19 protein-coding genes are annotated in these 23233 nt (G+C 60.5%); 6 read left to right on the top strand and 13 right to left on the bottom strand.

Annotated features, from left to right (window positions below):
- The first annotated feature begins 223 nt into the window (after positions 1–223).
- The 4 genes from CKW18_RS15345 to creD all read left to right on the top strand — a co-directional run bounded on the left by CKW18_RS15345 (position 224) and on the right by creD (position 4443).
- Complete coding sequence (locus CKW18_RS15345) at positions 224–727, top strand: ATP-dependent zinc protease (RefSeq protein ID WP_095189559.1); 504 nt, start codon at positions 224–226, stop codon at positions 725–727.
- 73 nt (positions 728–800) lie between these two features.
- A complete protein-coding gene (gene creB, locus CKW18_RS15340; RefSeq protein WP_095189558.1) occupies positions 801–1481 on the top strand; it encodes a two-component system response regulator CreB in 681 nt (226 codons plus the stop codon).
- Positions 1481–2899, top strand: a complete 1419-nt coding sequence (gene creC / locus CKW18_RS15335) for a two-component system sensor histidine kinase CreC (RefSeq protein ID WP_095189557.1) — start codon at positions 1481–1483, stop codon at positions 2897–2899. The genes creB and creC overlap by 1 nt, the downstream gene beginning before the upstream one ends.
- Before the next feature lie 173 nt (positions 2900–3072).
- Positions 3073–4443 carry a cell envelope integrity protein CreD gene (creD, locus tag CKW18_RS15330; RefSeq protein ID WP_095189556.1) on the top strand — a complete coding sequence of 457 codons (1371 nt, stop codon included), beginning with the start codon at positions 3073–3075 and terminating at the stop codon, positions 4441–4443.
- A gap of 208 nt (positions 4444–4651) precedes the next feature.
- Here creD and CKW18_RS15320 read toward each other — a convergent pair whose 3' ends face one another.
- The 8 genes from CKW18_RS15320 to CKW18_RS15285 all read right to left on the bottom strand — a co-directional run bounded on the left by CKW18_RS15320 (position 4652) and on the right by CKW18_RS15285 (position 13819).
- Entirely contained in the window at positions 4652–5281 is a 630-nt protein-coding gene (locus CKW18_RS15320) for a glutathione S-transferase family protein (protein WP_095189554.1), read from the bottom strand.
- Positions 5282–5456: 175 nt separating this feature from the next.
- Positions 5457–5636: a hypothetical protein gene (locus CKW18_RS15315; RefSeq protein ID WP_095189553.1), complete on the bottom strand. Its 180-nt coding sequence runs from the start codon at positions 5634–5636 to the stop codon at positions 5457–5459.
- Positions 5633–6763 carry a PepSY domain-containing protein gene (locus CKW18_RS15310; RefSeq protein ID WP_095189552.1) on the bottom strand — a complete coding sequence of 377 codons (1131 nt, stop codon included), beginning with the start codon at positions 6761–6763 and terminating at the stop codon, positions 5633–5635. Before CKW18_RS15310 ends, CKW18_RS15315 begins: the two co-directional genes overlap by 4 nt.
- A 74-nt stretch (positions 6764–6837) precedes the next feature.
- The gene (locus CKW18_RS15305) at positions 6838–9276 is read right to left on the bottom strand and encodes a TonB-dependent siderophore receptor (RefSeq protein ID WP_095189551.1); all 2439 of its coding nucleotides are present in this window, start codon (positions 9274–9276) and stop codon (positions 6838–6840) included.
- Between the two features lie 208 nt (positions 9277–9484).
- The gene (locus CKW18_RS15300; protein WP_095189550.1) at positions 9485–10459 is read right to left on the bottom strand and encodes a FecR domain-containing protein; all 975 of its coding nucleotides are present in this window, start codon (positions 10457–10459) and stop codon (positions 9485–9487) included.
- Positions 10456–10932, bottom strand: a complete 477-nt coding sequence (locus CKW18_RS15295; protein WP_238156319.1) for an RNA polymerase sigma factor — start codon at positions 10930–10932, stop codon at positions 10456–10458. The genes CKW18_RS15300 and CKW18_RS15295 overlap by 4 nt, the downstream gene beginning before the upstream one ends.
- A 248-nt stretch (positions 10933–11180) precedes the next feature.
- Positions 11181–11888, bottom strand: coding sequence for a PolC-type DNA polymerase III (locus CKW18_RS15290; RefSeq protein ID WP_095189549.1), 708 nt, complete (start codon positions 11886–11888; stop codon positions 11181–11183).
- Positions 11885–13819 (bottom strand): putative nucleotidyltransferase substrate binding domain-containing protein, encoded by a 1935-nt coding sequence (locus tag CKW18_RS15285; protein WP_305887162.1) that lies wholly within the window; start codon positions 13817–13819, stop codon positions 11885–11887. Before CKW18_RS15285 ends, CKW18_RS15290 begins: the two co-directional genes overlap by 4 nt.
- Positions 13820–14079: 260 nt before the next feature.
- Between CKW18_RS15285 and CKW18_RS15280 the strand changes: the two genes are divergently transcribed.
- The gene (locus CKW18_RS15280) at positions 14080–14526 is read left to right on the top strand and encodes a response regulator (protein ID WP_095189547.1); all 447 of its coding nucleotides are present in this window, start codon (positions 14080–14082) and stop codon (positions 14524–14526) included.
- Positions 14527–14719: 193 nt separating this feature from the next.
- On the opposite strand, the gene CKW18_RS15275 is transcribed toward CKW18_RS15280, so the two are convergent.
- Positions 14720–16897: a malate synthase G gene (locus tag CKW18_RS15275; RefSeq protein ID WP_095189546.1), complete on the bottom strand. Its 2178-nt coding sequence runs from the start codon at positions 16895–16897 to the stop codon at positions 14720–14722.
- 453 nt (positions 16898–17350) lie between these two features.
- Here CKW18_RS15275 and CKW18_RS15270 point away from each other — a divergent pair, with 453 nt between their 5' ends.
- Entirely contained in the window at positions 17351–17869 is a 519-nt protein-coding gene (locus CKW18_RS15270) for a glycine cleavage system protein R (protein ID WP_095189545.1), read from the top strand.
- A gap of 222 nt (positions 17870–18091) precedes the next feature.
- On the opposite strand, the gene rarD is transcribed toward CKW18_RS15270, so the two are convergent.
- The 4 genes from rarD to CKW18_RS15250 form a co-directional block, all read right to left on the bottom strand.
- Positions 18092–18979 (bottom strand): EamA family transporter RarD, encoded by an 888-nt coding sequence (rarD, locus tag CKW18_RS15265; RefSeq protein ID WP_095189544.1) that lies wholly within the window; start codon positions 18977–18979, stop codon positions 18092–18094.
- Positions 18980–19175: 196 nt separating this feature from the next.
- Positions 19176–20150, bottom strand: a complete 975-nt coding sequence (locus CKW18_RS15260; RefSeq protein ID WP_095189543.1) for a serine/threonine protein kinase — start codon at positions 20148–20150, stop codon at positions 19176–19178.
- 208 nt (positions 20151–20358) lie between these two features.
- Positions 20359–22260: a PhoX family phosphatase gene (locus CKW18_RS15255; protein ID WP_095189542.1), complete on the bottom strand. Its 1902-nt coding sequence runs from the start codon at positions 22258–22260 to the stop codon at positions 20359–20361.
- 70 nt (positions 22261–22330) lie between these two features.
- A complete protein-coding gene (locus tag CKW18_RS15250) occupies positions 22331–23095 on the bottom strand; it encodes a TOBE domain-containing protein (protein WP_095189541.1) in 765 nt (254 codons plus the stop codon).
- Positions 23096–23233 lie beyond the last annotated feature (138 nt).

Below are 23233 nucleotides of genomic sequence, written 5' to 3'. Positions count from 1 at the left end.
AGATGCATTCTTTATCGGCGCTTGGGTGAAAGGAGGAGGGGCGAAATCTCCCACGGTCTGTGCTGCGTCAACAGTCAGAATCGAGCCTTGTCCCTCCTCCTCCCTTCAAGTCCTACCATACAAGCGAGCCTGCTCGCGAAGGCGGGCTTGAGGCGAACCAATTGCCTGCAGGCTGTCTAAAATCTCGCGTCTGCCGCCCTCATTTTTCAAGGAAGCCCCTTACGTGAAATCCCTCCTTGCACTGTTTGCCCTCGTCGCCCTGCCGGTCATGGCCGCCGAGCCGACCCTGTACGGGCGTTACGAATACATCGCGCTGCCGGAAATCGGCGGTGAAGTGCTCAAGGCCAAAATGGATACCGGTGCGCTGACCGCGTCGCTGTCGGCCAAGGACATCGAGACCTTCACCCGTGATGGTGACGAATGGGTGCGCTTCCGCCTCGGCACCAAGGACGCCAGCAACAAGGTCTACGAACACAAGGTCGCGCGGATCAGCAAGATCAAGAGCCGTTCGGATGAAGAAGACGAGGGCGACAGCACCGAAGTCGCCAAACGTCCGGTGGTCGATCTGGAGCTGTGCCTGGGCAACGTCAAGCGTACCGTGGAGGTCAACCTGACCGACCGCAGCAACTTCAATTATCCGCTGCTGATCGGTGCCAAGGCCTTGCGGGAATTCGGTGCAGCCGTAAACCCGGCGCGGCGCTTCACTGCGGACAAACCAGACTGTTAAGCCAAGTGGTTTCATTGACGTAACGTCAGGCTTGGGGCACCGTTCGCCCACTTAACCCACGGGCTCGGACGCCATGCCTCATATTCTGATAGTCGAAGACGAAGCGGCGATTGCCGACACGCTGATTTTTGCCTTGCAGGGCGAGGGGTTCACCACCACCTGGGTGAACCTCGGCGCAGCGGCGCTGGAACATCAGCGTCAGACCCCGGCCGATCTGATCATTCTCGACATCGGCCTGCCGGACATCAGCGGTTTCGAAACCTGCAAACAGCTGCGCCGCTTCAGTGACGTGCCGGTGCTGTTTCTCAGTGCCCGGGATGCCGAGATCGACCGCGTCGTGGGGCTTGAAATCGGTGCCGACGACTACGTGGTCAAGCCCTTCAGTCCACGGGAAGTGGCGGCGCGGGTCCGGGCGATTCTCAAACGCATGGCGCCGCGTCCAGTGATCGAGGCGTCGTCTGCGCTGTTTCGCATCGATCCAGAACGCGTTCAAATTGTTTATCGCGGCCAGACACTGAGCCTGACCCGCCATGAATTCCGCCTGCTGCAATGCTTGCTTGAACAACCAGAGCGGGTGTTCAGTCGCGAGCAATTGCTCGACGCACTGGGTGTGGCCGCCGATGCCGGCTACGAGCGCAGCATCGACAGCCACATCAAAAGCGTGCGCGCCAAGCTGCGTCTGGTACGCGCGCAAGCCGAGCCGATCCAGACCCATCGCGGCCTCGGTTACAGCTACAGCCCGGGGCACAGCTAATGTCGTTGGGCCTGCGGATTTTCCTGGTGTATGTGCTGTTTGTCGGCCTGACCGGTTATTTCGTGCTCAACACGGTGATGGAAGAAATCCGCCCCGGTGTACGTCAGTCCACCGAAGAAACCCTGGTCGACACCGCCAACCTGATGGCGGAGATCCTGCGGGACGATTTCAAGGCCGGCACCCTCAGCGAGAATCGCTGGCCGCAGTTACTGCGCGCTTACGGCGAACGTCAGCCGCAAGCGACGATCTGGGGCTTGCCGAAGAATCAGGTCAACCACCGCATCTACGTCACCGACGCCAAGGGCCGGGTGGTGCTGGATTCCAGCGGTGTGGCGGTGGGCCAGGATTATTCGCGCTGGAACGACGTCTACCTGACCTTGCGCGGCGAATACGGTGCGCGCTCCAGCCGCAGTGATCCGGATGACGCCAGTTCCTCGGTGATGCACGTCGGTGCGCCGATCCGCGACAACGGCCAGATTATCGGTGTGGTGACCGTGGCTAAACCCAACAGCTCATTGCAGCCTTATGTCGACCGTACCGAACGGCGCTTGCTGTTTTACGGTGCTGGCCTGATCGGTCTCGGTTTGTTGTTCGGCGCCTTGCTGTCATGGTGGCTGAGCCGCGCGCTGCACCGCTTGACCGGTTATGCGCAAGCGGTGAGCGAAGGTCGGCGCGTGGAAGTTCCGCACTATCGCGGCGGCGAGCTGGAACAACTGGCCACGGCGGTCGAGCAGATGCGCACGCAACTGGAAGGCAAGGCTTACGTCGAGCGTTACGTGCACACGCTGACCCATGAACTGAAAAGCCCGTTGGCGGCCATTCGCGGCGCGGCGGAGTTGCTGCAAGGTGAAATGCTGCCGGCTCAACGATTGCGATTTGTCGGCAACATCGACAGCGAAAGTGCGCGGATGCAGCAACTGATCGAGCGCTTGCTGAATCTGGCGCAGGTTGAGCAGCGTCAAGGACTGGAGGAACGGGTAGGGGTGCCGTTGGCGGTGTTGGTCGATGAGTTGTTGCAGGCTCAGATCGCGCGAATCGAAGGCAAGCAGCTGCGCATTGAACAGGCGATCTCGGCGAGTCTGCTGCTGATCGGCGAGCCATTTTTGCTGCGTCAGGCGCTGGGGAATGTGCTGGAGAATGCGCTGGATTTCACCCCGGTAGAGGGGTTGCTGCGGTTCAGTGCCGAGCGGGTTGGCGAGCAAATCGAATTTCGTTTGTTCAATGAGACGGCGGCGATTCCTGACTACGCTTTGCCGCGTTTGACCGAACGCTTCTACTCATTGCCGCGCCCCGATAGTGGACGCAAGAGTACGGGTTTAGGGCTTAACTTCGTTGAGGAAGTGGTCAAGTTGCATGGTGGGTCGATGCAAATTCGCAATGTTGAAAATGGCGTTGAAGTGACCCTGCGCTTGCCTTGAAACCGAGTCGCTGCCTTCGCGAGCAGGCTCGCTCCCACAGGTGGCGCATTCCAATGTGGGAGCGAGCCTGCTCGCGAAGGGGCCGGTGAAGTCTCCACACAATCTCCACATTCCCCCCACAAAACCCCCATACACCCCAACCAGACTCTGCCCATCAAAACAGGGAGAGTCCCATGAACAAGAATCTGACCATAAAGCTCGGCGCCATTGCCACGCTGATCCTGCTGTTGCTGATACCGTTGCTGATGATCGACGGGGTCATCGATGATCGCCAGCAGCTGCGCGACGGCGTGCTGGAAGACATCGCGCGCAGCTCCAGCTACAGCCAGCAAGTCAGCGGGCCGGTGATGGTGGTGCCGTATCGCAAAGTGATTCACAACTGGAAGCTCAACGACAAAACCAACCAGCGCTATGACGAGCCGAGCGAAGAGCGCGGGCGTTTGTACTTTTTGCCTGAGCGTTTCGAGCTCGATGGCCAGGTACAGACCGAACTGCGCGCCCGGGGCATTTATGAGGCGCGGCTGTTTCACGCCGATAATCGCATCAACGGTCACTTTTCGCTGCCGGCGCAATTGGGCATCAAGGAAGACTTCGTCGATTACCAGTTCGATGCGCCGTTTCTCGCGGTCGGCATCAGCGACATTCGCGGCATCGAAAACGCTTTGAAACTGGAACTCGACGGCCAGCGCCTGGACTTCGTGCCCGGCACTCAAGTCGGCTGGCTCGGCGAAGGCGTACGAGTGACGCTGCCGGTGCTCGATACCAGCAAAACCACGGAACTGGCGTTCGGTTTCGACCTGCGTCTGCAAGGCACCGGTTCGTTGCAGGTGCTGCCGGTGGGCAAAACCAGCAGTGTGAGCCTGACTGCGAACTGGCCGCACCCAAGCTTCATCGGCAACTTCCTGCCGGCCAAACGGGAAATCAACGATGCCGGTTTCAGCGCCGACTGGCAGACCACGTTCTTCTCCACCAACCTGCAAGACGCCATGAGCCGCTGCGTCAGCAGCAATGATTGCGATGGGTTCAATGCCCGCAGTTTCGGCGTGAGCTTCATCGATCCGGTGGATCAGTATCTGAAGAGCGACCGGGCGATCAAGTACGCATTGCTGTTCATCGTCCTGACGTTTGCCGGTTTCTTCTTGTTCGAAGTCCTCAAGAGCCTGGCGGTGCACCCGGTGCAGTACGCGTTGGTTGGCGTGGCGCTGGCGTTCTTCTACCTGTTGCTGTTGTCGCTGTCGGAACACATCGGGTTTGCGCTGGCGTATCTGCTGTCGGCCAGTGGTTGTGTGTTGTTGATCGGGTTCTATGTCTGCCATGTGCTGCGCAGCGTGCGTCACGGTTTGAGCTTTTCGGCGGGGTTGGCGGCGTTGTATGGCCTGCTCTACGGTTTGTTGAGCGCCGAGGATTACGCGCTGCTGATGGGCTCGCTGCTGCTGTTCGGCTTGCTCGGTGTGTTCATGGTGCTGACGCGCAAACTGGACTGGTATGGGATCGGGCAGAAGCCGGTCAAGCCGCTGGAGTTCGATGTGGGGGCGATGCAATGAGCCGGTCGCTGGGGTTGCGTGAGGATCAGTGCTGGAAGGATGAGTTGGTGACGCGGATTATTGGATTTCTGCCTGTGGAACCGAGGTGGGGCCTTCGCGAGCAGGCTCGCTCCCACAGGACTGATGTCAGCGCGAATTTCTCTGTCAGGCCCCAATTCGGGGTGGGAGCGAGCCTGCTCGCGAAGAGGCCGGAACAGGCGCTGAAAAACTAAGGCTTGGGCATGGTCGCGATCATGGACGGTCGCTGACTGACTTCGAAATACCAATTGGCCAGTTGCGGATTGGCATCCCGCCAGCCCAGATCGGGGAAGCGCAGGTCAAGGTAACCCAGCGCACACGCCACGCTGATCGCCGCCACATCAAAGTGGCTGGTCAGCTCGGCAATCGCGTCGCGCTCCAGCACGGCGAGGGCGCGGCGGATCTTGTCGCGCTGGGCTTCGAGCCATTCATCCCAATGTTTTTCCGGTGCACGCAAAACCAGTTCATAACGCACCATCACCGACGCGTCCATGATCCCGTCAGCCATCGAGGCCAGGGTCAGCCGGCGCCAGCGGGCCGCGCCTTCGCGCGGGATCAGCGGATTGCCGACGTGTTGTTGGTCGAGGTATTCGAGGATCACCCGGCTGTCATGGATGACGTTGCCATCAGCCAGGCGCAGGGCGGGAATCTTGCCCAGCGGGTTGTCGACATTGAGTTCAGCGCTCGGGCTGACCGGGCTGAGCACGCAGTCTTGCAAGGCAACGCGATCCTGCTGGCCGGTTTCATACAGCAACACCATCACTTTGCGCACGAACGGGGAGAGCGTGTTGTGGAACAGGGTCATGCTGGGGGCGGACATTGGCAGGGTCTCGATCAGGACAGTGAGCGGGCAGCATAGCCTGTCAGGGCACGAGCTCAAGGCTTTCACCGAACCAAATGTGGGAGCGAGCCTGCTCGCGATGACGGTGTGTCAGTCAACATCGATGTTGAATGTTCGTACGCTATCGCGAGCAGGCTCGCTCCCACAGGGTTCTTCAGCTTCGCACCACCAAACCTCTTATGGCCAGATACGCCGGAATACCCAGCCCAAACCAGCTCAATGCATCCCAGATGCCATCCCCCAATAACGCCGCAAACAACCCCGCGGCACTGAGCAGCGCAATCACCAGCGGTGTGCTGAACACCTTCCAGAAACTCGACTGACGCGGCTTCATGCCGAGGCTTCCGTTGTTTCCAGCGCGGGCCGGGCCGCTTTACGCCGCACCACCCACAGATACACGCCGCTGCCGAGCACGATGATCGTCAGCACATCCAGCGTCGCCCAGAGGATCTTCATCGGCATGCCGCCGTAATCACCGAAGTGCAGCGGCTGCGACATGCCCATGGCGTCCATGTACCACGGTCGTTCCGCCACGGCGGTGACTTGCAGCGTCGTGGCGTCGATCAGCACCGGCGTCAGCAAGTGCGAGGTCAGGTGCGTGCCGCCCTTCATGAACACCGAGTAATGATGCTCGCTGGAAAACCGCGTGCCGGGGAAGGCAATGAAGTCCGGTTTCATGTCCGGCGCGACTTCGTCGGCAATGTCGAGCAAACGGGTGGCGGGCGCCAGATGGGTCAGCGGCGGCGCATCGCGATAAGGCGCGATCAACGTATTGAGCGAATCGTTGCGCCACGCAGCGATCAGCAGGTCGGCGCAGGCGCTGATCACCCCGGTCACGCCGACAACCAGCGCCCAGGTCAGCGTGACGACGCCGATCAGGTTATGCAGGTCGAGCCAGCGCAGGCGGGTGGATTTGTCCTGGCGCACGGTGCCGAACTTCAAGCGGCGCATGAACGGCAGGTACAGCACCGTTCCGGACACAATCGCCACGACAAACAGCAGGCCCATGAACGCCAGCAGCAATTTGCCCGGCAACCCGGCGAACATGTCGACGTGCAGGCGCAGGATGAACAGCATCAAACCGCCGTTGGCCGAGGGGGTTTCCAGCGCTTCGCCGGTGCGCGCGTCGAGCATGAATGTGTGCGAGGAGTTGGGCTCGGTGCCGGCGGTTTTCGCCATGATCGTCAGCACGGCATTCGGCTCATCGTCGTCGAAGCCGAAGTACTGCACGACGTCATCCGGGCGATGTTTTTCCGCTGCCTCGACCAGTTGCGCCAGATTCAGGCGCGGCGTGTCGGCCGGCATCTCGCGCACAACGGGAGCATCGCCGAGCAGGTGGTCGATTTCATGGCTGAAAATCAACGGCAGGCCGGTCAAGGCCAGCATCAGCAAAAACACGGTGCAGACCAGGCTGGTCCAGGTGTGGATGAACGACCAGCGGCGGATTGATTTACTTTTCATTTCATGACCTTCAAAAACACCAAAGCCGTCCACGAGGGACGGCCGGGTGACATGACCTGTTTCAGCTCAGTCGCTTACCACTTGTAAGTGGCACTGGCGACGACACTGCGCTGGTCGCCGTAGTAGCAGTAGAAGCTGTCGCAGGTGGAGATGTAATCCTTGTCGAACAGGTTGGTCGCGTTCAGTGCCAGCGACGCGCCCTTGAGGCTGTTGTCCAGACGGCCGAGGTCGTAATGCACCGAAGCGTCGAACACGGTGTAGGCGTCAGCCTTGCCCAGCCAGGTGTTGGCCTTGTCGCCGTAGGTGTTGCCGGTGTAACGCACGCCGGCGCCAACACCGAAACCGTCGAGCACGCCGGTGTGCCAGGTGTAGTCGGTCCACAACGAAGCCTGTTGGTTCGGCATCAGTTGCAGGCGGTTGCCCTTGTCGACACCTTTCTGCACTTCGGACTTGGCCAGGGTGTAGGCGGCGATGACTTTCAGGTTGTCGGTAACGTCCGAGACCGCTTCCAGCTCCAGGCCTTTGACTTTCACTTCGCCGGTCTGGCTGGTGACCGACACGCCGTCGACGAAGGTGTTGACCGCAACATTTTTCTGCGTGAGGTCATACACGGCCGCGCTCAGCAACGTCTTGCTGCCCGGTGGCTGGTACTTGATGCCCAGTTCCCATTGCTTGCCTTCGGTTGGCTTGAGCGAACCGCTGGAGGTGGCGTCGGCGCCGGTGGTTGGCTGGAAGGATTCGGCGTACGACAGGTAAGGCACGAAGCCTGAGTCGAACACATAGCTGAGCGCCGCGTTGCCGCTGAATTTCTTGTCGCGCTGGGTGTTGGTGGCGTCGGCCTTGTTGATGAATTGGGTGCCGGTGTGCACCCAGTCTTCACGGCCGCCCAAGGTCAGGCGCCACTGGTCGAGGGCCATTTGATCCTGCACGTACAGGCCGGTCTGGTAGGTCTTCTGGTTGTAGTCGTAAAACGCTGTGGAGCGCGCCGGACGCACGATCGGCTGGCCGTAGACCGGGTTGTTGACGTTGATGCTTGGCGCGGAGCCGAAGATCGAGGTGTAGTTGGTGTTGCTGCGCTGGTGATCGAGACCCAGCAGCAAGGTGTGGCGAATGTCGCCGGTGGCGAAGTCGGCCTGGAAGTTGTTGTCCACGGCGAACTGGCTGATGTCCTCATCGACGTTGGTGGTGCCGCGCCCGACATTACCCTGATCATCAACGGTGTAGCCGGCGAAAGACGGGTTATAGCTGTTGACGGTCATGGTCTGGAACGACAGATCCGACTTGGTGTAGCGCAGGTTCTGTTTGAACTGCCACACGTCATTGAAGCGATGCTCAAAGGCATAGCCAAGCGCGTAGTAGGTGCGGTCGTAGTAGTCGTAGTCTGGATCGCCGAGGTTCTTGTGGTGGGAAATCTTGCCGAACGGCATGCCGATCTTGGTGCCCTGGATCGGATAGAACTGACTGGTGACGCCGGTATCGTCGCGGGTGAATTGCGACAGCAGGGTCAGTTTGGTGTCGTCGTCGATGTTCCAGGTCAGGCTCGGCGCGATGTTGTAGCGCTTGTCGTCGATGTGGTCGATCTGTGTTCCGCCATCACGGATCACGCCGCTGATGCCATAGAGAAACTGACCCGCCTCGTCGATCTTGCCGGTGCTGGCGAAGTTGATCTGACGATGGTTGTCGCTGCCGTATTGCAGCTGGATTTCGCTGCTGGCGATGTCACTGGGACGGCGGCTGACCATGTCGAGCAGACCGCCCGGCGGGGTCTGGCCGTATACCGACGAAGCCGGGCCACGCAGCAGGGCGAGGCGGTCGAGGTTCCAGGTTTCCTGTTTCGGGTTGGCGTACACGCCTTTGGGCAGTGGCAAACCGTCGAGGAACTGGGTCGGTTCGAAACCGCGCACGCGAAGCCAGTCGGCACGGGTGTCGCTGCCGTAGCTGCTGGCGGTGATGCCCGGCATGTAGCGCACGGCGTCATCGAGGCTATGCACGCCACGGTCTTCCATTTGCTGGCGGGTGGCGACGGAGATCGAACGCGGCGCTTCGACCAGCGCAGTATCGGTCTTGGTGCCGGCGGCGGTGCGCGTGGCGGTGTAGCCTTCGACAGGGCTCCAGGCGGTTTCCAGATTTTCCACACCGATCACCGATGTTTCCGGCAGCGCCATCACGCCCTCAGGCACAGCGACCAGGGTGTAAGTGCCGGTGCTGCTTTGTTCCAGTTGCAGACCCGTGCCTTGCAACGCTGCACGCAACGCGCCAGTGGCGTCGTACTGGCCGTTGACCGGCGCTGAGGTCTTGCCTGCCGCCAGCGACGGATTCAACGACAGCGCCAGGCCGCCCTGGCTGGCGATCTGGTTCAGCGTGGTGGACAACGGAGCGGCCGGCAGGTTGTAGGCGCGCACGCTGGACGCTTGTTCAGCGGCGAGCAGCGGGCTGCTGATCAGCGGAGCGCTCAGGGCGATGGCGACGGCCAGCATACTGGGGCGCAACAAGGTGTCTAGCGAACGGGACATACGGCGGCTCCTGAATGGAAATATTTCTCAATTGCCTGTGTGCCGGATGAAAATCAAAAAGTGATAGGGCTGGATGAAAATAATTTCGATTAACTGAAAATCGGGTTGTGGCAGATGACGTCTTCGCGAGCAGGCTCGCTCCCACAGGGGTAACGCATCCCAATGTGGGGGCGAGCCTACTCGCGAAAGCTAAAGCTCAGGCACCACATTAATCAGGTTTGGAATCAGCCTTCGCCACGGTGACCCAATACGGCGTGTGCTGCTCGATCTGCACCGGCAGGGTCGGCAGCAGGGCGCTCAAGGCTTTATCGGTGTCATGCAACGGGAAACTGCCGGTAATCCGCAAGTCAGCCACTTCCGGTGCCACCCCCAAATGCCCGCGACGATAACGTCCCAGTTCATGCACCAGATCCCCCAGCCGCGCGTTATCGACCACCAGCATTCCGCGCGTCCACGCGTCGGCCCCGGGGTTGAGCGCGACGATCGAATCCAGTCCGTCATGGCGCAGCAGCACTTGCTGGCCTTCACGCAGAATCTGTTCTTCGGGATTGGCTTGCGCACGCGCGGCGACTGCCGACTGCAATACGCTCAGGCGTGTGCCTTGTTCTTCGCGCTTGACCAGGAACCGTGTGCCCAACGCGCGCATGCTGCCTTCGCGGGTTTCGACAATAAAGGGTCGGGCATCACCGTGACCGGTCTCGACGAGGATTTCGCCTTCCTGCAAAACAATCAGTCGGCGCTTCTCATCGAAACGCACATCCACGGCGCTGTGGGTGTTGAGGTTGAGTACGGTGCCGTCGGCCAGGCGCACGGTGCGCTGTTCGCCGGTGGCGGTGCGCTGATCCGCCAGCCAGTAATCCAGCGGTAGATAACGGTCACCGGCAAACAGCGCCAGACCGACCAGCGCCACCACGCTGGCCAACCCGCTACCCAGTTTGCGCACGCGGCGGCGAATGCCTTCGCGCGATTGCAGCAACGCACTGCGCGCCGGGCCCTTGGCCACGCTGAAACGCTGATCGAGCATGCCCAACTGACGCCACGCCCGGGCATGTTCTTCATGGGCCGCGTGCCATTTGGCGAACTCTTCGCGCTCCAGCGGGCTGCTCGAATCGAGCGTCAACTGCCAGGCAATCGCCGCGTCGAGCACATGCGCCGGCACGGGTCTGGAACTGGCCGGGCTCATGTCGGCTCACCGTACAACGCGATGTAGCACTGACGAATCCCCTGGGCCAGATATTGGCGCACACGCGGCACGGATACGCCGAGCTTCTCGGCGATCTCGGCATGGCCGAGGCCGTCGAGGCGGTTATAAAGGAACGCGGCGCGGGCCTTGGTCGACAGTTTGCCGAGCAGACGGTCGATGGCTTTGAGGTCTTCGAGGATCAGTTGCTGTTCTTCCACCGACGGTTGTTCGCCTTCGGGGATCAGCATCAATTCGGTGAGGTAGGCCTGTTCCAGCGCAGCGCGGCGGAAGTAATCGAACAGCAGGCCCTTGGCGATCGCCACCAGAAAGGCCCGGGGCTCGCGCGGCGATAGCAGTTCGTCGCGACCGAGCAGACGCACGAAAGTGTCCTGACTGAGGTCTTCGGCTCGCTGCGGGCACGCCACATTGCGCCGCAGCCACGCCAACAGCCAACCGCGATGGTCGCGATACATCGCACCGACGAGTTCACTGTGAGGGCTTGGGACTGACGACACCAGACGCACCGATTGGGAAATGTTAACCAACGAGAATTGTTCGCGATTCTGGCAGAGGTAGGAATGGTTAGCAATTGGCCACTGGTCGGGTGGCATCAGTAAAACCGCATCATCGTTCTTCGCGAGCAAGCCCGCTCCCACATTGGAAGGCGAAACCCTGTGGGAGCGAGCTTGCTCGCGAAGAGGCCAGAGCAGGCGCTGAGAATCTAAAAGGAGGGCGCCTGCTGCCTGCGCTTCCACTGACTCAACCGTTGCTGCAAATTCAGCGGGCTATGAATCTGCTGTCCCCGCGCCCGGCTGAACAGAATCAACGCCAGCTCCGCCGTGGCCAGCGCATCGGCACTCGCGTTGTGCCGCTCGAACACCTCAAGCTTGAACCACTCGATCCACTCATCCAGCCCGGCCTCGCGGATGTTCGCCTGCGGGCAAACCAACGGTGCAATCTCGGCGACATCCAGAAACACGTGCTGCAACTTGTGCCCCAGATGTTCTTTCAACGCCCGCCCAAGCATGTGCTGATCGAACGGTGCATGAAACGCCAGCACCGGGCTGTCACCGACAAACTCCATGAATTCCACCAACGCCTCGCCCGGGTCGCTGCCAGCGGCGATCGCATTCGGCCCCAGTCCATGAATCAACACGCTGGGGCTGAGCTTCAATTCCCGACATTGCAGCGTGCGTTCAAACTGCTGGCTGAAATCGATCGCGCCGTCCTCGATCACCACCGCGCCAATCGACAGCACCCGATCCTTGTTCAGGTTCAGCCCGGTGGTTTCCAGATCCAGTACCACCCAGCGCTGTTCGCGCAGGCTGCATTCGCTCAATTCGCTGATGGGCGGCAGCTCGGCCAGACGCTGCTGCAGATCCACCGGTACCACCGGGCTTGCCGGACGCAACCAAGAGAACAGGCTCATAGCTGATACCGCAAGGTCAGGCTACTTTGCAGGCGCTGAGCCTGGCGCAGGGATTCGCGCAGGATGCGTCGATCCAGATGATTGAGACTGTCGGGATCGACCCGATTGGAATACGGCTGATTCTCCCGGGTCTGGAGCTGATGCTGCTGCATGCGCGTTTGCTGGATGAAGTGATAAGCCTCTTCATACGCGGCACCATCCAGTCGCTCGATGACTTCTTTTTCCACCAGTTGGCGGAAGCGTTCGAGGGTGTTGTTGGCGTCGATGCCGTTGGCCAGCGCAAGTAATCGGGCGCCATCCACGAACGGTGTCAGGCCCTGGACCTTCAGATCCAGCGTGGCTTTTTCACCGTTCTTGCGCGCCAGCACAAACTCGCGGAAACGCCCGACCGGCGGGCGATTGCGCAGGGCGTTGTCGGCCATCATGCGCTGGAACAATCGGTTGTCGCCGACCTGATCGAGAATCCCTCGGCGCAGTTGTGCGCAGCCGCTCTCATCGCCCCAGACCACCCGCAGATCGAAATAGATGCTCGACCCCAAAAGGTTCTCCGGCGTCGCCTCGCGAATGAACGCCGCAAAACGCCGCGCCCATTCCGCCCGGGATAAACACAGCTCCGGGTTGCCGGCCATGATGTTGCCCTTGCACAAGGTGAAGCCACACAGCGCCAGGCTCTGGTTGATCTGCTGGGCCAGTGGCAACAGCTTGCCGCGAATCTGCGCCGCGTGCGCGTCATCGCGGGCGTCGAACAGAATGCCGTTGTCCTGATCGGTGTGCAGCGTCTGCTCGCGGCGGCCTTCGCTGCCGAAACACAGCCAACTGAACGGCACCCCGGGGTCGCCTCTTTCGGCGAGGGTCAGCTCGATCACCCGGCACACGGTGTGATCGTTGAGCAGGGTAATGATGTGGGTGATCTGCGTCGAAGATGCGCCGTGGGCGAGCATGCGTTCGACCAGTTGGCCGATCTCACCGCGCAGGGTCACCAATTGTTCGACGCGCTGAGCGCTGCGAATCGTGCGGGCCAGATGCACCAGATCAACGCGCTGCAAGGAAAACAGATCACGCTCGGACACCACGCCGCACAGGCGCTGATCCTTGACCAGACAGACGTGGGCGATGTGCCGTTCGGTCATGGCAATCGCTGCATCGAATGCGCTGTGATCCGGCGAAAGATAGAAGGGCGCACGGGTCATGTGGCGCTCGATGGCTTCGCTGAAATCGCCAACCCCTTCGGCCACTACATGGCGCAGATCGCGCAGGGTGAAAATCCCCAGCGGCGCCTTGTGTTCGTCTACCACCACGATGCTGCCGACCTGCTGTTCGTGCATCAACTTCACCGCTTCACGCAATGGCGTGTCAGGGCTGCACGTCACCGGATGACGCATGGCCAACTCGCCGAGGCGGGTGTTCAGCGAATACTGGGTGCCGAGGGTTTCCACGGCTTTTTGCTGGACTTGCTGGTTGACTTGATCGAGCAGGCTGCTGACCCCGCGCAAGGCGAAGTCGCGGAAGGCGTTGGAGAGGGCGAACAGCTTGATGAACGCCGGTTTGTTCAGTTGCAGGCAAAAGGTGTCTTCACCGGCCAGATGCTCGGTGCGCGTTGCCCGCTCACCCAGCAACGCGGCGAGGGGAAAACATTCGCCGGTGGTGATTTCAAACGTGGTTTCGGTGCCGGGCCTGGTGATGTGCTGGCGCTCGCCGACCACCCGCCCCTGTTTGACGACATAGAAGTGTTCGACCGGGCCGTCGGCAGGTTTGATGATGCTTTCACCCTGGCCATAAAAACGCAGTTGGCATTGCTCCACCAGATACGCGAGGTGGGCGTGTTCCATCTGATTGAAGGGCGGGAAGCGCTGGAGGAATTGCAGGGTGCCCTGAATGTTCTGCAACACGGCGGTTTTCCCTGCCTGGGTGAAGGCGTCCGCTTTACTCATAACCATTACCGCAGTCTTTTTTGAATTGTTGTTGTCGGATCGTTGCAGCCATGGTCGACCCCTGCGGGCGGGGTGCCCATTGGACGTAAGTCTAGGTTGGCGATGCCGTTGGGCATATTTGGGAAGTGCCCTACAAAAACAGTCGGAAATTCTCTTGTCCGGCCTCTTGGAAAAAAATCCGACGAAGTGCACATTGAAGCTCTGCTTAGCGATGTCTGACGACTGTGCCAGGTGATTGATTTGAATATTTAGAGAACGCCATGTCCGACCACGATATTTTGAGCGACGCCGAGCGCGAAGCACTCAGCGCTGTGATGCTCGAACCCGATCTGCCGCCGCAGCGTGTCCTGATCGTCGATGACGACAAAGACGCCCGGGAGTTGCTGTCGGAGATTCTGGCGCTGGACGGCATTCGTTGCCTGACCGCTGCCAGTGGCGAAACCGCGCTGAAGATGTTGGCGGAGAAACCTTCGATCGGGTTGGTGATCACTGATCTGCGGATGGGCAATGTCGGCGGGCTGGATCTGATTCGCCAGGTGCGCGAGTCGGTTCGGGCGGCGCTGCCGATCATCATCGTTTCCGGTGATGCGGATGTGAAAGACGCCATTGCGGCGATGCATTTGAGTGTGGTGGATTTTCTGCTCAAGCCGATTGATACGGGCAAGTTGCTCGGGTTGGTCAAACATGAGCTGGGCATAGAGCTTTAGCATCTGCCGATCATTCCCACGCTCTGCGTGGTAATGCCTCAATGGACGCTCTGCGTCCGCTGTTGGGACGCGGAGCGTCCCGGGCTGCATTCCCACGCGGAGCGTGGGAACGATCAAGATCCCCCTACACCGCACAAATAAAAAGCCCTGATCTCTCGATCAGGGCTTTTTCATGTCCGGCATTCAGCGCAAGTTACAGGCCGTTGGCCTTCTTGAACTCACGACGACGACGGTGCAGCACCGGCTCGGTGTAACCGTTCGGCTGTTTGGTGCCTTCGATCACCAGTTCGACCGCCGCCTGGAAGGCGATGTTGCTGTCGAAGTTCGGAGCCAGCGGACGGTACAGCGCGTCATTGGCGTTCTGACGATCTACAACCGGCGCCATGCGCTTGAGGCTTTCCATCACTTGCGCTTCGGTGACCACACCGTGGCGCAGCCAGTTGGCGATGTGCTGGCTGGAGATACGCAGCGTGGCACGGTCTTCCATCAGGCCGACGTCGTTGATGTCCGGCACTTTCGAGCAACCCACGCCCTGGTCGATCCAGCGCACCACGTAACCGAGAATGCCCTGGGCGTTGTTGTCCAGTTCGTTCTTGATCTGCTCCGGCGTCCAGTTCGGGTTGACCGCCAGCGGGATGGTCAGAATGTCGTCCACCGAAGCACGGGCACGTTTGGCCAGTTCGGCCTGACGCGCGAACACGTCGACCTTGTGGTAGTGCAGCGCGTGCAACGCAGCGGCGGTCGGCGATGGCACCCATGCAGTGTTGGCACCGGCGAGCGGGTGAGCGATTTTCTGTTCGAGCATCGCCGCCATCAGGTCGGGCATCGCCCACATGCCTTTACCGATTTGCGCACGACCTTGCAGGCCGGTGCTCAGACCGATATCGACGTTCCAGTTTTCGTAGGCGCCGATCCACTTCTCGGCCTTCATGTCAGCCTTGCGTACAACCGGGCCGGCTTCCATGGAGGTGTGGATTTCATCGCCGGTGCGGTCGAGGAAACCGGTGTTGATGAACACCACGCGCTCGCTGGCAGCCTTGATGCAAGCCTTGAGGTTGACCGTGGTGCGGCGCTCCTCGTCCATGATCCCGACTTTCAGCGTGTTGCGTTTCAGACCGAGCACGTCTTCGATGCGGCCGAACAGCTCGTTGGTGAACGCCGCTTCTTCCGGGCCGTGCATCTTCGGTTTAACGATGTAGACCGAGCCGGTGCGAGTGTTCTTGCGTGAGGTGTTGCCGTTGAGGTTGTGCATGGCCGCCAGGCACGTCACCAGACCGTCGAGGATGCCTTCCGGCACTTCGTTGCCGTCTTTGTCGAGGATCGCGTCGATGGTCATCAGGTGACCGACGTTGCGCACGAACAACAGCGAACGACCATGCAAGGTCACTTCGCCGCCATCGACCGTGGTGTAGCTGCGATCCGGGTTCATGGTGCGGGTGAAGGTCTGGCCGCCCTTGGCGACTTCTTCCGACAGATCGCCCTTCATCAGGCCGAGCCAGTTGCGGTAGATCACCACTTTGTCGTCGGCATCGACGGCGGCCACGGAGTCTTCGCAGTCCATGATGGTGGTCAGCGCCGCTTCCATCAGCACGTCTTTGACGCCGGCGGCGTCGGTCTGGCCGACCGGGGTGCTGGCGTCGATCTGGATTTCGAAATGCAGACCGTTGTGTTTCAGCAAGATCGCGATCGGCGCGTTGGCATCGCCCTGGAAACCGATCAGTTGAGCGTCGTCACGCAGACCGCTGTTGCTGCCGCCCTTGAGGGTGACCAACAGTTTGCCGTCAGCGATTTTGTAGCCGGTGGAGTCGACGTGGGAGCCGGCAGCCAGTGGCGCAGCTTCGTCGAGGAAAGCCCGGGCGAAGGCGATGACTTTGTCGCCGCGCACCTTGTTGTAGCCTTTGCCTTTTTCCGCGCCACCTTCTTCGCTGATCGCGTCGGTGCCGTAGAGGGCGTCGTACAGCGAACCCCAGCGGGCGTTCGAGGCGTTGAGGGCAAAGCGAGCATTCATCACCGGCACAACCAGTTGCGGGCCGGCAGTACGGGCGATTTCGTCATCGACGTTTTGCGTCGTTGCCTGGAAATCAGCCGCTTCTGGCAGCAGATAACCGATCTCTTGCAGGAAGGCTTTGTAGGCCGCGGCGTCGTGTGGCTGACCGGCACGGGATTGGTGCCAGCCGTCGACATGGGCCTGGAAGTCATCGCGTTTGGCGAGTAGGGCTTTGTTCTTCGGTGCCAGGTCGTGAATGACCTTGTCGGCACCTTCCCAGAATTTGTCGGCGGTGAGGCCGGTACCGGGAATGGCTTCGTTGTTCACGAAGTCGAACAGGACTTTGGCGACCTGCAGGCCACCGACTTGAACGTGTTCAGTCATTGCTTGCCTCACTCTGCTCAGCTATTTCGCTTTTCAGCTCTTCAATTTGACAATGAAGCCTCTGGCCATTTAAACCACAAACCTTCCGACCAGTACATGCCATTGCTGGCGGCTGGGCTGGGACCAATCAACGGCTTGAGGCCTTGATGACGGGGCTTTCAGGGTTGCGAACATGCCTTGGGCAGACATCGATCCAGCGTTATGTAGTGCGTGCCGGGGCATACTACATGATGAGTTGCGCTTGTGAAAATCAGACTAATTACGTCGTTCTGCGACCACATGACGCATTGCGGTCACAGCGCGGAACGGGATGTTCTCAAAAAACCATTGGATTGTTCCAGTTAAATATAAAAACTTGTACACGATTTGTTGTTTTCAGCGCCTGCGGCGACTGGCTATCCCTTGCCTATACTTGCTCTTCTATAACAAAAGTCATGACAAGAGGGCTGCGCCATGGACCATCTCGTACTCACCGTTTTCGCTGCGGACAAGCCCGGACAGGTCGAGCGCATCGCCCAATGCATCGCCGAGCATGGCGGTAACTGGCTGGAAAGCCGCATGTCGCGGATGGCCGGGCAATTCGCCGGGATTCTTCGAGTGGGGGTACCGGCGGAGGCTTACGACGAATTAGTCGATTCCCTACAAGCGCTATCGGCTCATGGTATTCGCGTGTTGATCGCCGAGAGCGGCATCGAGCAATCGTGCACCTGGAAACCGATCGCCATGGAACTGGTGGGCAATGATCGTCCGGGTATCGTTCGTGACATTACTCGGCTGCTGAGCGAGCAGGGCGTCAACCTTGAACGGCTGGTGACCGACGTGCGCCCGGCGCCGATGAGCAGCGAGCCGTTGTTCCACGCCGAAGCGATTCTCGCGGTGCCGCTGACCCTGTCGCTGGATGTGCTGCAATCGCGTTTGGAAACGCTGGCCGATGATTTGATGGTGGAACTGGTGTTACGCACAGACGTTTAGGATTGATCGGGTTATCCAGTTTAAACGTGCACCTGCCTGTGGATAACCTGTAGAGACTGCCTGCAACGCCACGTCCGCCGTGGCTTTGCCGGAACTGATCAAAAAATCGACAGTATTCAACACGTTGCGCACAAACGGCGGGGATCACGTTGTGGATAACCTTGGGAAGGAACGATGCAGGCCACGAGCACCGTGGCCTGCGAGGGGGTGTGCGTTTTTTGATCAGGTGCGGCGACGCAAACTTATCCACGCATCGACGCTGTAAACGGCCAGACCGGCCCAGATAAACATGAACGCCATCAGCGTGCTCGACGACAAGTGCTCGCCGAACAGCAGCACCGCTTGCAACAACACCAATGTCGGCGCGATGTATTGCAGGAAGCCAATGGTGGTGTAGGGCAGGTGCCGGGTGGCGGCGTTGAAGCACACCAATGGGATCAACGTCACCGGACCAGCCGCCACCAGCCACCAGGCTTGCGACGTTGTCCAGAACTCGGGTTGCGCGCTGGTTGCGGTCTGATTGAACAGCAGCCAGGCGATGGCGATGGGTACCAGCATCCAGGTTTCCACCACCAGCCCCGGCAACGCCTTGACCGGCGCCTGCTTGCGGATCAAGCCATAGAAACCGAAGGTCAGCGCCAGCACCAGCGACACCCACGGCAAACTGCCGACCTGCCACACCTGCTGCGCCACACCAACTGCCGCCAGACCCACCGCAAGCCACTGCATACGACGCAGGCGCTCGCCAAGAATCAGCATCCCCAGCAGCACGTTCACCAGCGGGTTGATGTAGTAACCGAGGCTGGCTTCGAGCATGCGCCCGTTGTTCACCGACCAGACGTAAGTCAGCCAGTTGGCCGCGATCAGCGTGCCGCTCAACGCCAGAATCGCCAGGCGCTTGGGGTTATCCAGCAATTCGCGTAACCAGCCCGGGTGTTTCCACACCATCAGCAGCAGGGCGCCGAACAGCGCCGACCACAGCACCCGATGGATGATGATCTCGACCGCCGGCACTTCGGCGATGGCTTTGAAGTAGATCGGGAACAGGCCCCAGATGATGTAGGCACTCAGGCCCAGAATGTACCCGCGACGCGGGTTGGCGGCTTGCATGCAGAATCCTTGCTTAGGCAGCTAATCAAAGGAAGGGATTGTAAGGAGATTTGTCGGTCAATGAGTTCTGAAATTGTGAGCACAGAACAAATTGTGGGAGGGGGCTTGCTCCCGAAGGCGGTGTGTCAGCAAACATTAATGTTGAATGTCAGACCGTCTTCGGGAGCAAGCCCCCTCCCACAGTGTTTGTGGTGAATCAGAAGAGTTTCAGCGGTTCTTCATTGAGTGCCGAAAGCTGCTCACGCAACGCCAGCACCTGATCGCCCCAATAGCGCTCCGTGCCGAACCACGGAAAGCTGTGCGGGAACGCCGGATCATCCCAGCGCCGTGCCAGCCAGGCGCTGTAGTGCATCAGCCGCAGGGCGCGCAGGGGTTCGATCAGCGCCAGTTCGCGCGGATCAAAATCGTGGAACTCGTTGTAGCCGTCCATCAGTTCCGACAACTGCCCCATGCATTCCTGCCGGTCACCGGCGAGCATCATCCAGATGTCCTGCACCGCCGGGCCCATGCGGCAGTCGTCGAGGTCGACGATGTGGAACATCTCGTCGCGGCACATCATATTGCCGGGGTGGCAGTCGCCGTGCATACGGATGTTCTGGTGCGGCGTGGCGGCGTAAACGTCTTCCACGCGCTTGAGCAGATCGCGGGCAACGGACTCGTAGGCGGGAAGCAGGCTTTTCGGAATGAAATTGCCTTCGAGCAGGGTGGCCAGCGAGGCATGGCCGAAGTTCTGCACGCCCAGCGCTTCGCGGTGTTCGAAAGGCTTGGTCGCGCCGACCGCATGAATGCGCCCCAGCAACTGGCCGAGTCGATAGAGCTGATCAAGATTGCCCGGCTCCGGCGCGCGGCCGCCACGACGGGGAAACAGGGTGAAGCGGAAACCGGCGTGTTCGTGCAGGGTTTCGCCGTTGTGGATCAGCGGCGCCACTACCGGGATCTCGACGTCGGCCAGTTCGAAGGTGAACTTGTGTTCTTCGAGGATGGCTGCGTTGGTCCAGCGCTGCGGACGGTAGAACTTGGCGATCAGCGGTTCGGAGTCTTCGATACCGACCTGATAGACGCGGTTTTCGTAGCTGTTGAGCGCCAGAATGCGCGCATCGCTGAGAAACCCGATGCTTTCAACGGCATCAAGAACGAGGTCGGGTGTGAGGGTTTCAAACGGGTGGGCCATGCTGACTCCTGCGCGCAGCAGGCTGCCGCGTCCGGCCCAGCATGGTAGCGCAGACTGTGGGGGTTGAGGGTTTTGCCTTGAGTGGTGGGCTGCCTGTAAGGGCCCCTTCGGGAGCAAGCCCGCTCCCACAGTGGATTTTCTGTGTACCTGCAATCTTCAATGCGGCACAGATCCAATGTGGGGCGGGCTTGCTCGCGAAAGCGATTTATCAGGCGCCGACTATTCCGCCATCCTCACGGGTAATCGCCATCACCGAAGAGCGCGGCTTGCCATTCGGCAGATGCTCGGGGAAGGTCGAGCCGCCGTTCTCACCCGGATGCTGAATCCCGACAAACAAGGTCTTCTGATCCGGCGAGAAGCTGATCCCGGTCACTTCACAACCAATCGGCCCGACCATGAACCGGCGAATCTCCCCGGTCTTTGGATCGGCGCAAAGCATCTGGTTGTTACCCATCTCGGCAAAATCCCCGGCATTGCTTGAATCGCCGTCAGTGAGAATCCACAGGCGACCGGCCTTGTCGAAACCCAGGCCATCGGGGCTGTTGAACATGTTCTGCGGGGTGATATTCGACGAACCAGCTTTCGGCGTGCCGGCATGCACGCCGGGGTTGCCGGCGACCACGAACAAGTCCCATGAGAAGGTCTTCGACGCATGATCGTCGCGGTCAGTGCGCCAGCGCAGAATTTGCCCGTAGACGTTCTTCGCGCGCGGGTTCGGCCCGCCCACCGGTTGGCCGTCCTCGCCACGTTTGGCGTTGTTGGTCAGGGTGCAATAAACCTGGCCGTCCTTCGGGCTGACCACGATCCACTCCGGGCGGTCCATGCGCGTGGCGCCCACCACACTGGCGGCGAGGCGCGCGTGGATCAGCACTTCGGCCTGATCGGCAAAGCCGCTGCTGGCGTCAATGCCGTTTTTGCCGTGGGTCAGTTCGATCCACTGGCCCTGGCCTTTCGGGTGATCGGGGTTGCTGTCGCCGTTATGGAACTTCGCCACGTACAGCGTGCCGTGATCAAGGATGTCGCGGTTGGCTTTGGCATTGCGGTGGTTGATGCGGTCGCGGCTGACGAATTTGTAGATGAACTCGCCACGCTCATCGTCGCCCATGTACACCACGGCGCGGCCATCGTCGGTTTCGGCCAGGGCGGCGTTTTCATGTTTGAAGCGGCCCAGCGCGGTGCGTTTGACCGGGGTCGATTGCGGATCGAACGGGTCGATCTCGACCACCCAGCCGTGACGGTTGAGTTCGTTGGGGTTCTTCGCCATGTCGAAGCGCGGGTCAAACGGGTGCCAGTTGATCTCGCGGCTGGCGGCCGAGACGCCGTAGCGTTTCTGCGCCGGGTCGAACTGCTGCTGGGCGTTGCTGCTGCCGAAGCAGTCGGTGAAGTTCTCTTCACAGGTCAGATAGGTGCCCCACGGGGTTTTGCCGTTGGCGCAGTTCTGGAAGGTGCCGAGGACTTTCTTGCCGTGTTTGTCGGCGCTGGTTTTCATCAAGTCATGGCCAGCGGCCGGGCCACCGATGCGCAGCGGCGAGTTGCCGTGGATGCGGCGGTTGTAGCGCGAGCCCTGGACGAACTGCCATTGACCGTTTCTGCGCTGCACTTCAATCACCGATACGCCTTCGCAGGCCAACGCCTTGCGCACGTCTTCGGCCGATTGCGGCATGCCGCCGTGCGGGTAGAGGTAGCGGTAGTTGGTGTATTCGTTGTTGATGGCCATCAACGCGCGGTTTCTGTCATCGGGGAATTCAAACAGGCTCATGCCGTCGTTGTTGTCACCGAACTGCACTTCCTGTGCGGCAGCGGTGCCATTGCCGCTTGGATCGAAGGCCGGGCCGTTCTTTTGCAGCGGCTGGCCCCAACTGATCAGCACCGAGGATTTGTAGCCCTTGGGCAGGCTGATGACGTCGGTGGTCGCCGCCGCAATGCTCTCGAAGCCGAGCAAACGGCTGTTGCCGGCGCTGACACCGGCAGCCAGTGCGCTGCGGGTCAGCAGGTTGCCACCGAGAAACATCGCCGCGCCGCACAGCGCGCCGGCGCTGATGAAACCGCGACGGCTGAGGCCGACGATTTTTTCCAGATCAGTGGATTGGTTTTCTTCTAATAGGCTCACATCAGGCTCCCTGCTAGGTTTTGGCAGCTACCTTAATGTTCGTCGATGACGCTTTCGTTGCAGGCCTTGATTAAAGCGGTGTGCCGAGCAGCACGTTGGACGGCGAAAACTGCACCTGAACCGGTTGTTCAACGGTCAGCCCGCGAGTGCGCAGATCCAGCGCTTCGGCCAGCGCGCAGAGGGTGTGGCCGTTGGCCAGGGAAATACGCACTTCGCTGGGGCCGTCTTCGGCGTCGAGAATCGCTTCGATGGTGCCTTTGAGAAGATTGTGTCCGCACGTTGCCGGTTGATCGCTGGCGAGCAATTCGAGCCAGCCGGCCTTGATCAGCGCCACCACGTCGGTGCCGGTTTGCAGTTCCAGATGCACGGTGCTGTCGTGGGTGATCTGCGAGTCGAGGCACAGACCTTCGGCCAGCTCCAGACGGATCAGATCATTACGGCCCTGGCTTTCGATCGCCACGACTTTGCCGTGCAACTGGTTGCGCGCGCTGGTGCGCAGCATCAAACGGCCGAGCAGATCGAGGTCACTGGCATCTTCAGCCGCTTCCAGTACTTGGGCCTGCAAGGCCTGCAGCTTTTGATAGAGGCGCAACACCCGTTCGCCTTCGCTGGACAGTCTGGCGCCACCGCCGCCCTTGCCGCCGACCGCACGTTCGACCAGCGGTTTCTGCGCCAGGTTGTTCAACTCATCGATAGCGTCCCACGCCGCTTTGTAGCTCAGCCCTGCGCTTTTCGCGGCGCGGGTGATCGAGCCCTGTTCGGCGATGTGTTGCAGCAGGGCAATGCGCTGCGGACGACGGACGATGTGCTGGGACAAAAGGGTGGGCAGGGACATGAATGGGCGCTTTTTTGCTGTGGCGGTGGACAGTGAAGTTGGTCGCTTGCGGCGCCGGAGTCAAGTCATACGCCGTCCCCCTGTGGGAGCGAGCCTGCTCGCGAAACGGAGTGTCAGTCAACATCAATGGTGAATGTG

This window comes from Pseudomonas sp. Irchel 3E19 (assembly GCF_900187585.1).
GTDB classification, from domain to species: domain Bacteria; phylum Pseudomonadota; class Gammaproteobacteria; order Pseudomonadales; family Pseudomonadaceae; genus Aquipseudomonas; species Aquipseudomonas baetica.
The sequence above is the reverse complement of the archived record's forward strand: the minus strand, read 5'-3'. Positions and strand labels throughout refer to the sequence as shown.

Coding starts and splice junctions, on each gene's coding strand:
- creB (WP_095189558.1), top strand. CDS start 801: ATGCCTCATATTCTGATAGTCGAAGACGAAGCGGCGATTGCCGACACG.
- creC (WP_095189557.1), top strand. CDS start 1,481: ATGTCGTTGGGCCTGCGGATTTTCCTGGTGTATGTGCTGTTTGTCGGC.
- creD (WP_095189556.1), top strand. CDS start 3,073: ATGAACAAGAATCTGACCATAAAGCTCGGCGCCATTGCCACGCTGATC.
- CKW18_RS15320 (WP_095189554.1), bottom strand. CDS start 5,281: ATGTCCGCCCCCAGCATGACCCTGTTCCACAACACGCTCTCCCCGTTC.
- CKW18_RS15315 (WP_095189553.1), bottom strand. CDS start 5,636: ATGAAGCCGCGTCAGTCGAGTTTCTGGAAGGTGTTCAGCACACCGCTG.
- CKW18_RS15310 (WP_095189552.1), bottom strand. CDS start 6,763: ATGAAAAGTAAATCAATCCGCCGCTGGTCGTTCATCCACACCTGGACC.
- CKW18_RS15305 (WP_095189551.1), bottom strand. CDS start 9,276: ATGTCCCGTTCGCTAGACACCTTGTTGCGCCCCAGTATGCTGGCCGTC.
- CKW18_RS15300 (WP_095189550.1), bottom strand. CDS start 10,459: ATGAGCCCGGCCAGTTCCAGACCCGTGCCGGCGCATGTGCTCGACGCG.
- CKW18_RS15295 (WP_238156319.1), bottom strand. CDS start 10,932: ATGTATCGCGACCATCGCGGTTGGCTGTTGGCGTGGCTGCGGCGCAAT.
- CKW18_RS15290 (WP_095189549.1), bottom strand. CDS start 11,888: ATGAGCCTGTTCTCTTGGTTGCGTCCGGCAAGCCCGGTGGTACCGGTG.
- CKW18_RS15285 (WP_305887162.1), bottom strand. CDS start 13,819: ATGAGTAAAGCGGACGCCTTCACCCAGGCAGGGAAAACCGCCGTGTTG.
- CKW18_RS15280 (WP_095189547.1), top strand. CDS start 14,080: ATGTCCGACCACGATATTTTGAGCGACGCCGAGCGCGAAGCACTCAGC.
- CKW18_RS15275 (WP_095189546.1), bottom strand. CDS start 16,897: ATGACTGAACACGTTCAAGTCGGTGGCCTGCAGGTCGCCAAAGTCCTG.
- CKW18_RS15270 (WP_095189545.1), top strand. CDS start 17,351: ATGGACCATCTCGTACTCACCGTTTTCGCTGCGGACAAGCCCGGACAG.
- rarD (WP_095189544.1), bottom strand. CDS start 18,979: ATGCAAGCCGCCAACCCGCGTCGCGGGTACATTCTGGGCCTGAGTGCC.
- CKW18_RS15260 (WP_095189543.1), bottom strand. CDS start 20,150: ATGGCCCACCCGTTTGAAACCCTCACACCCGACCTCGTTCTTGATGCC.
- CKW18_RS15250 (WP_095189541.1), bottom strand. CDS start 23,095: ATGTCCCTGCCCACCCTTTTGTCCCAGCACATCGTCCGTCGTCCGCAG.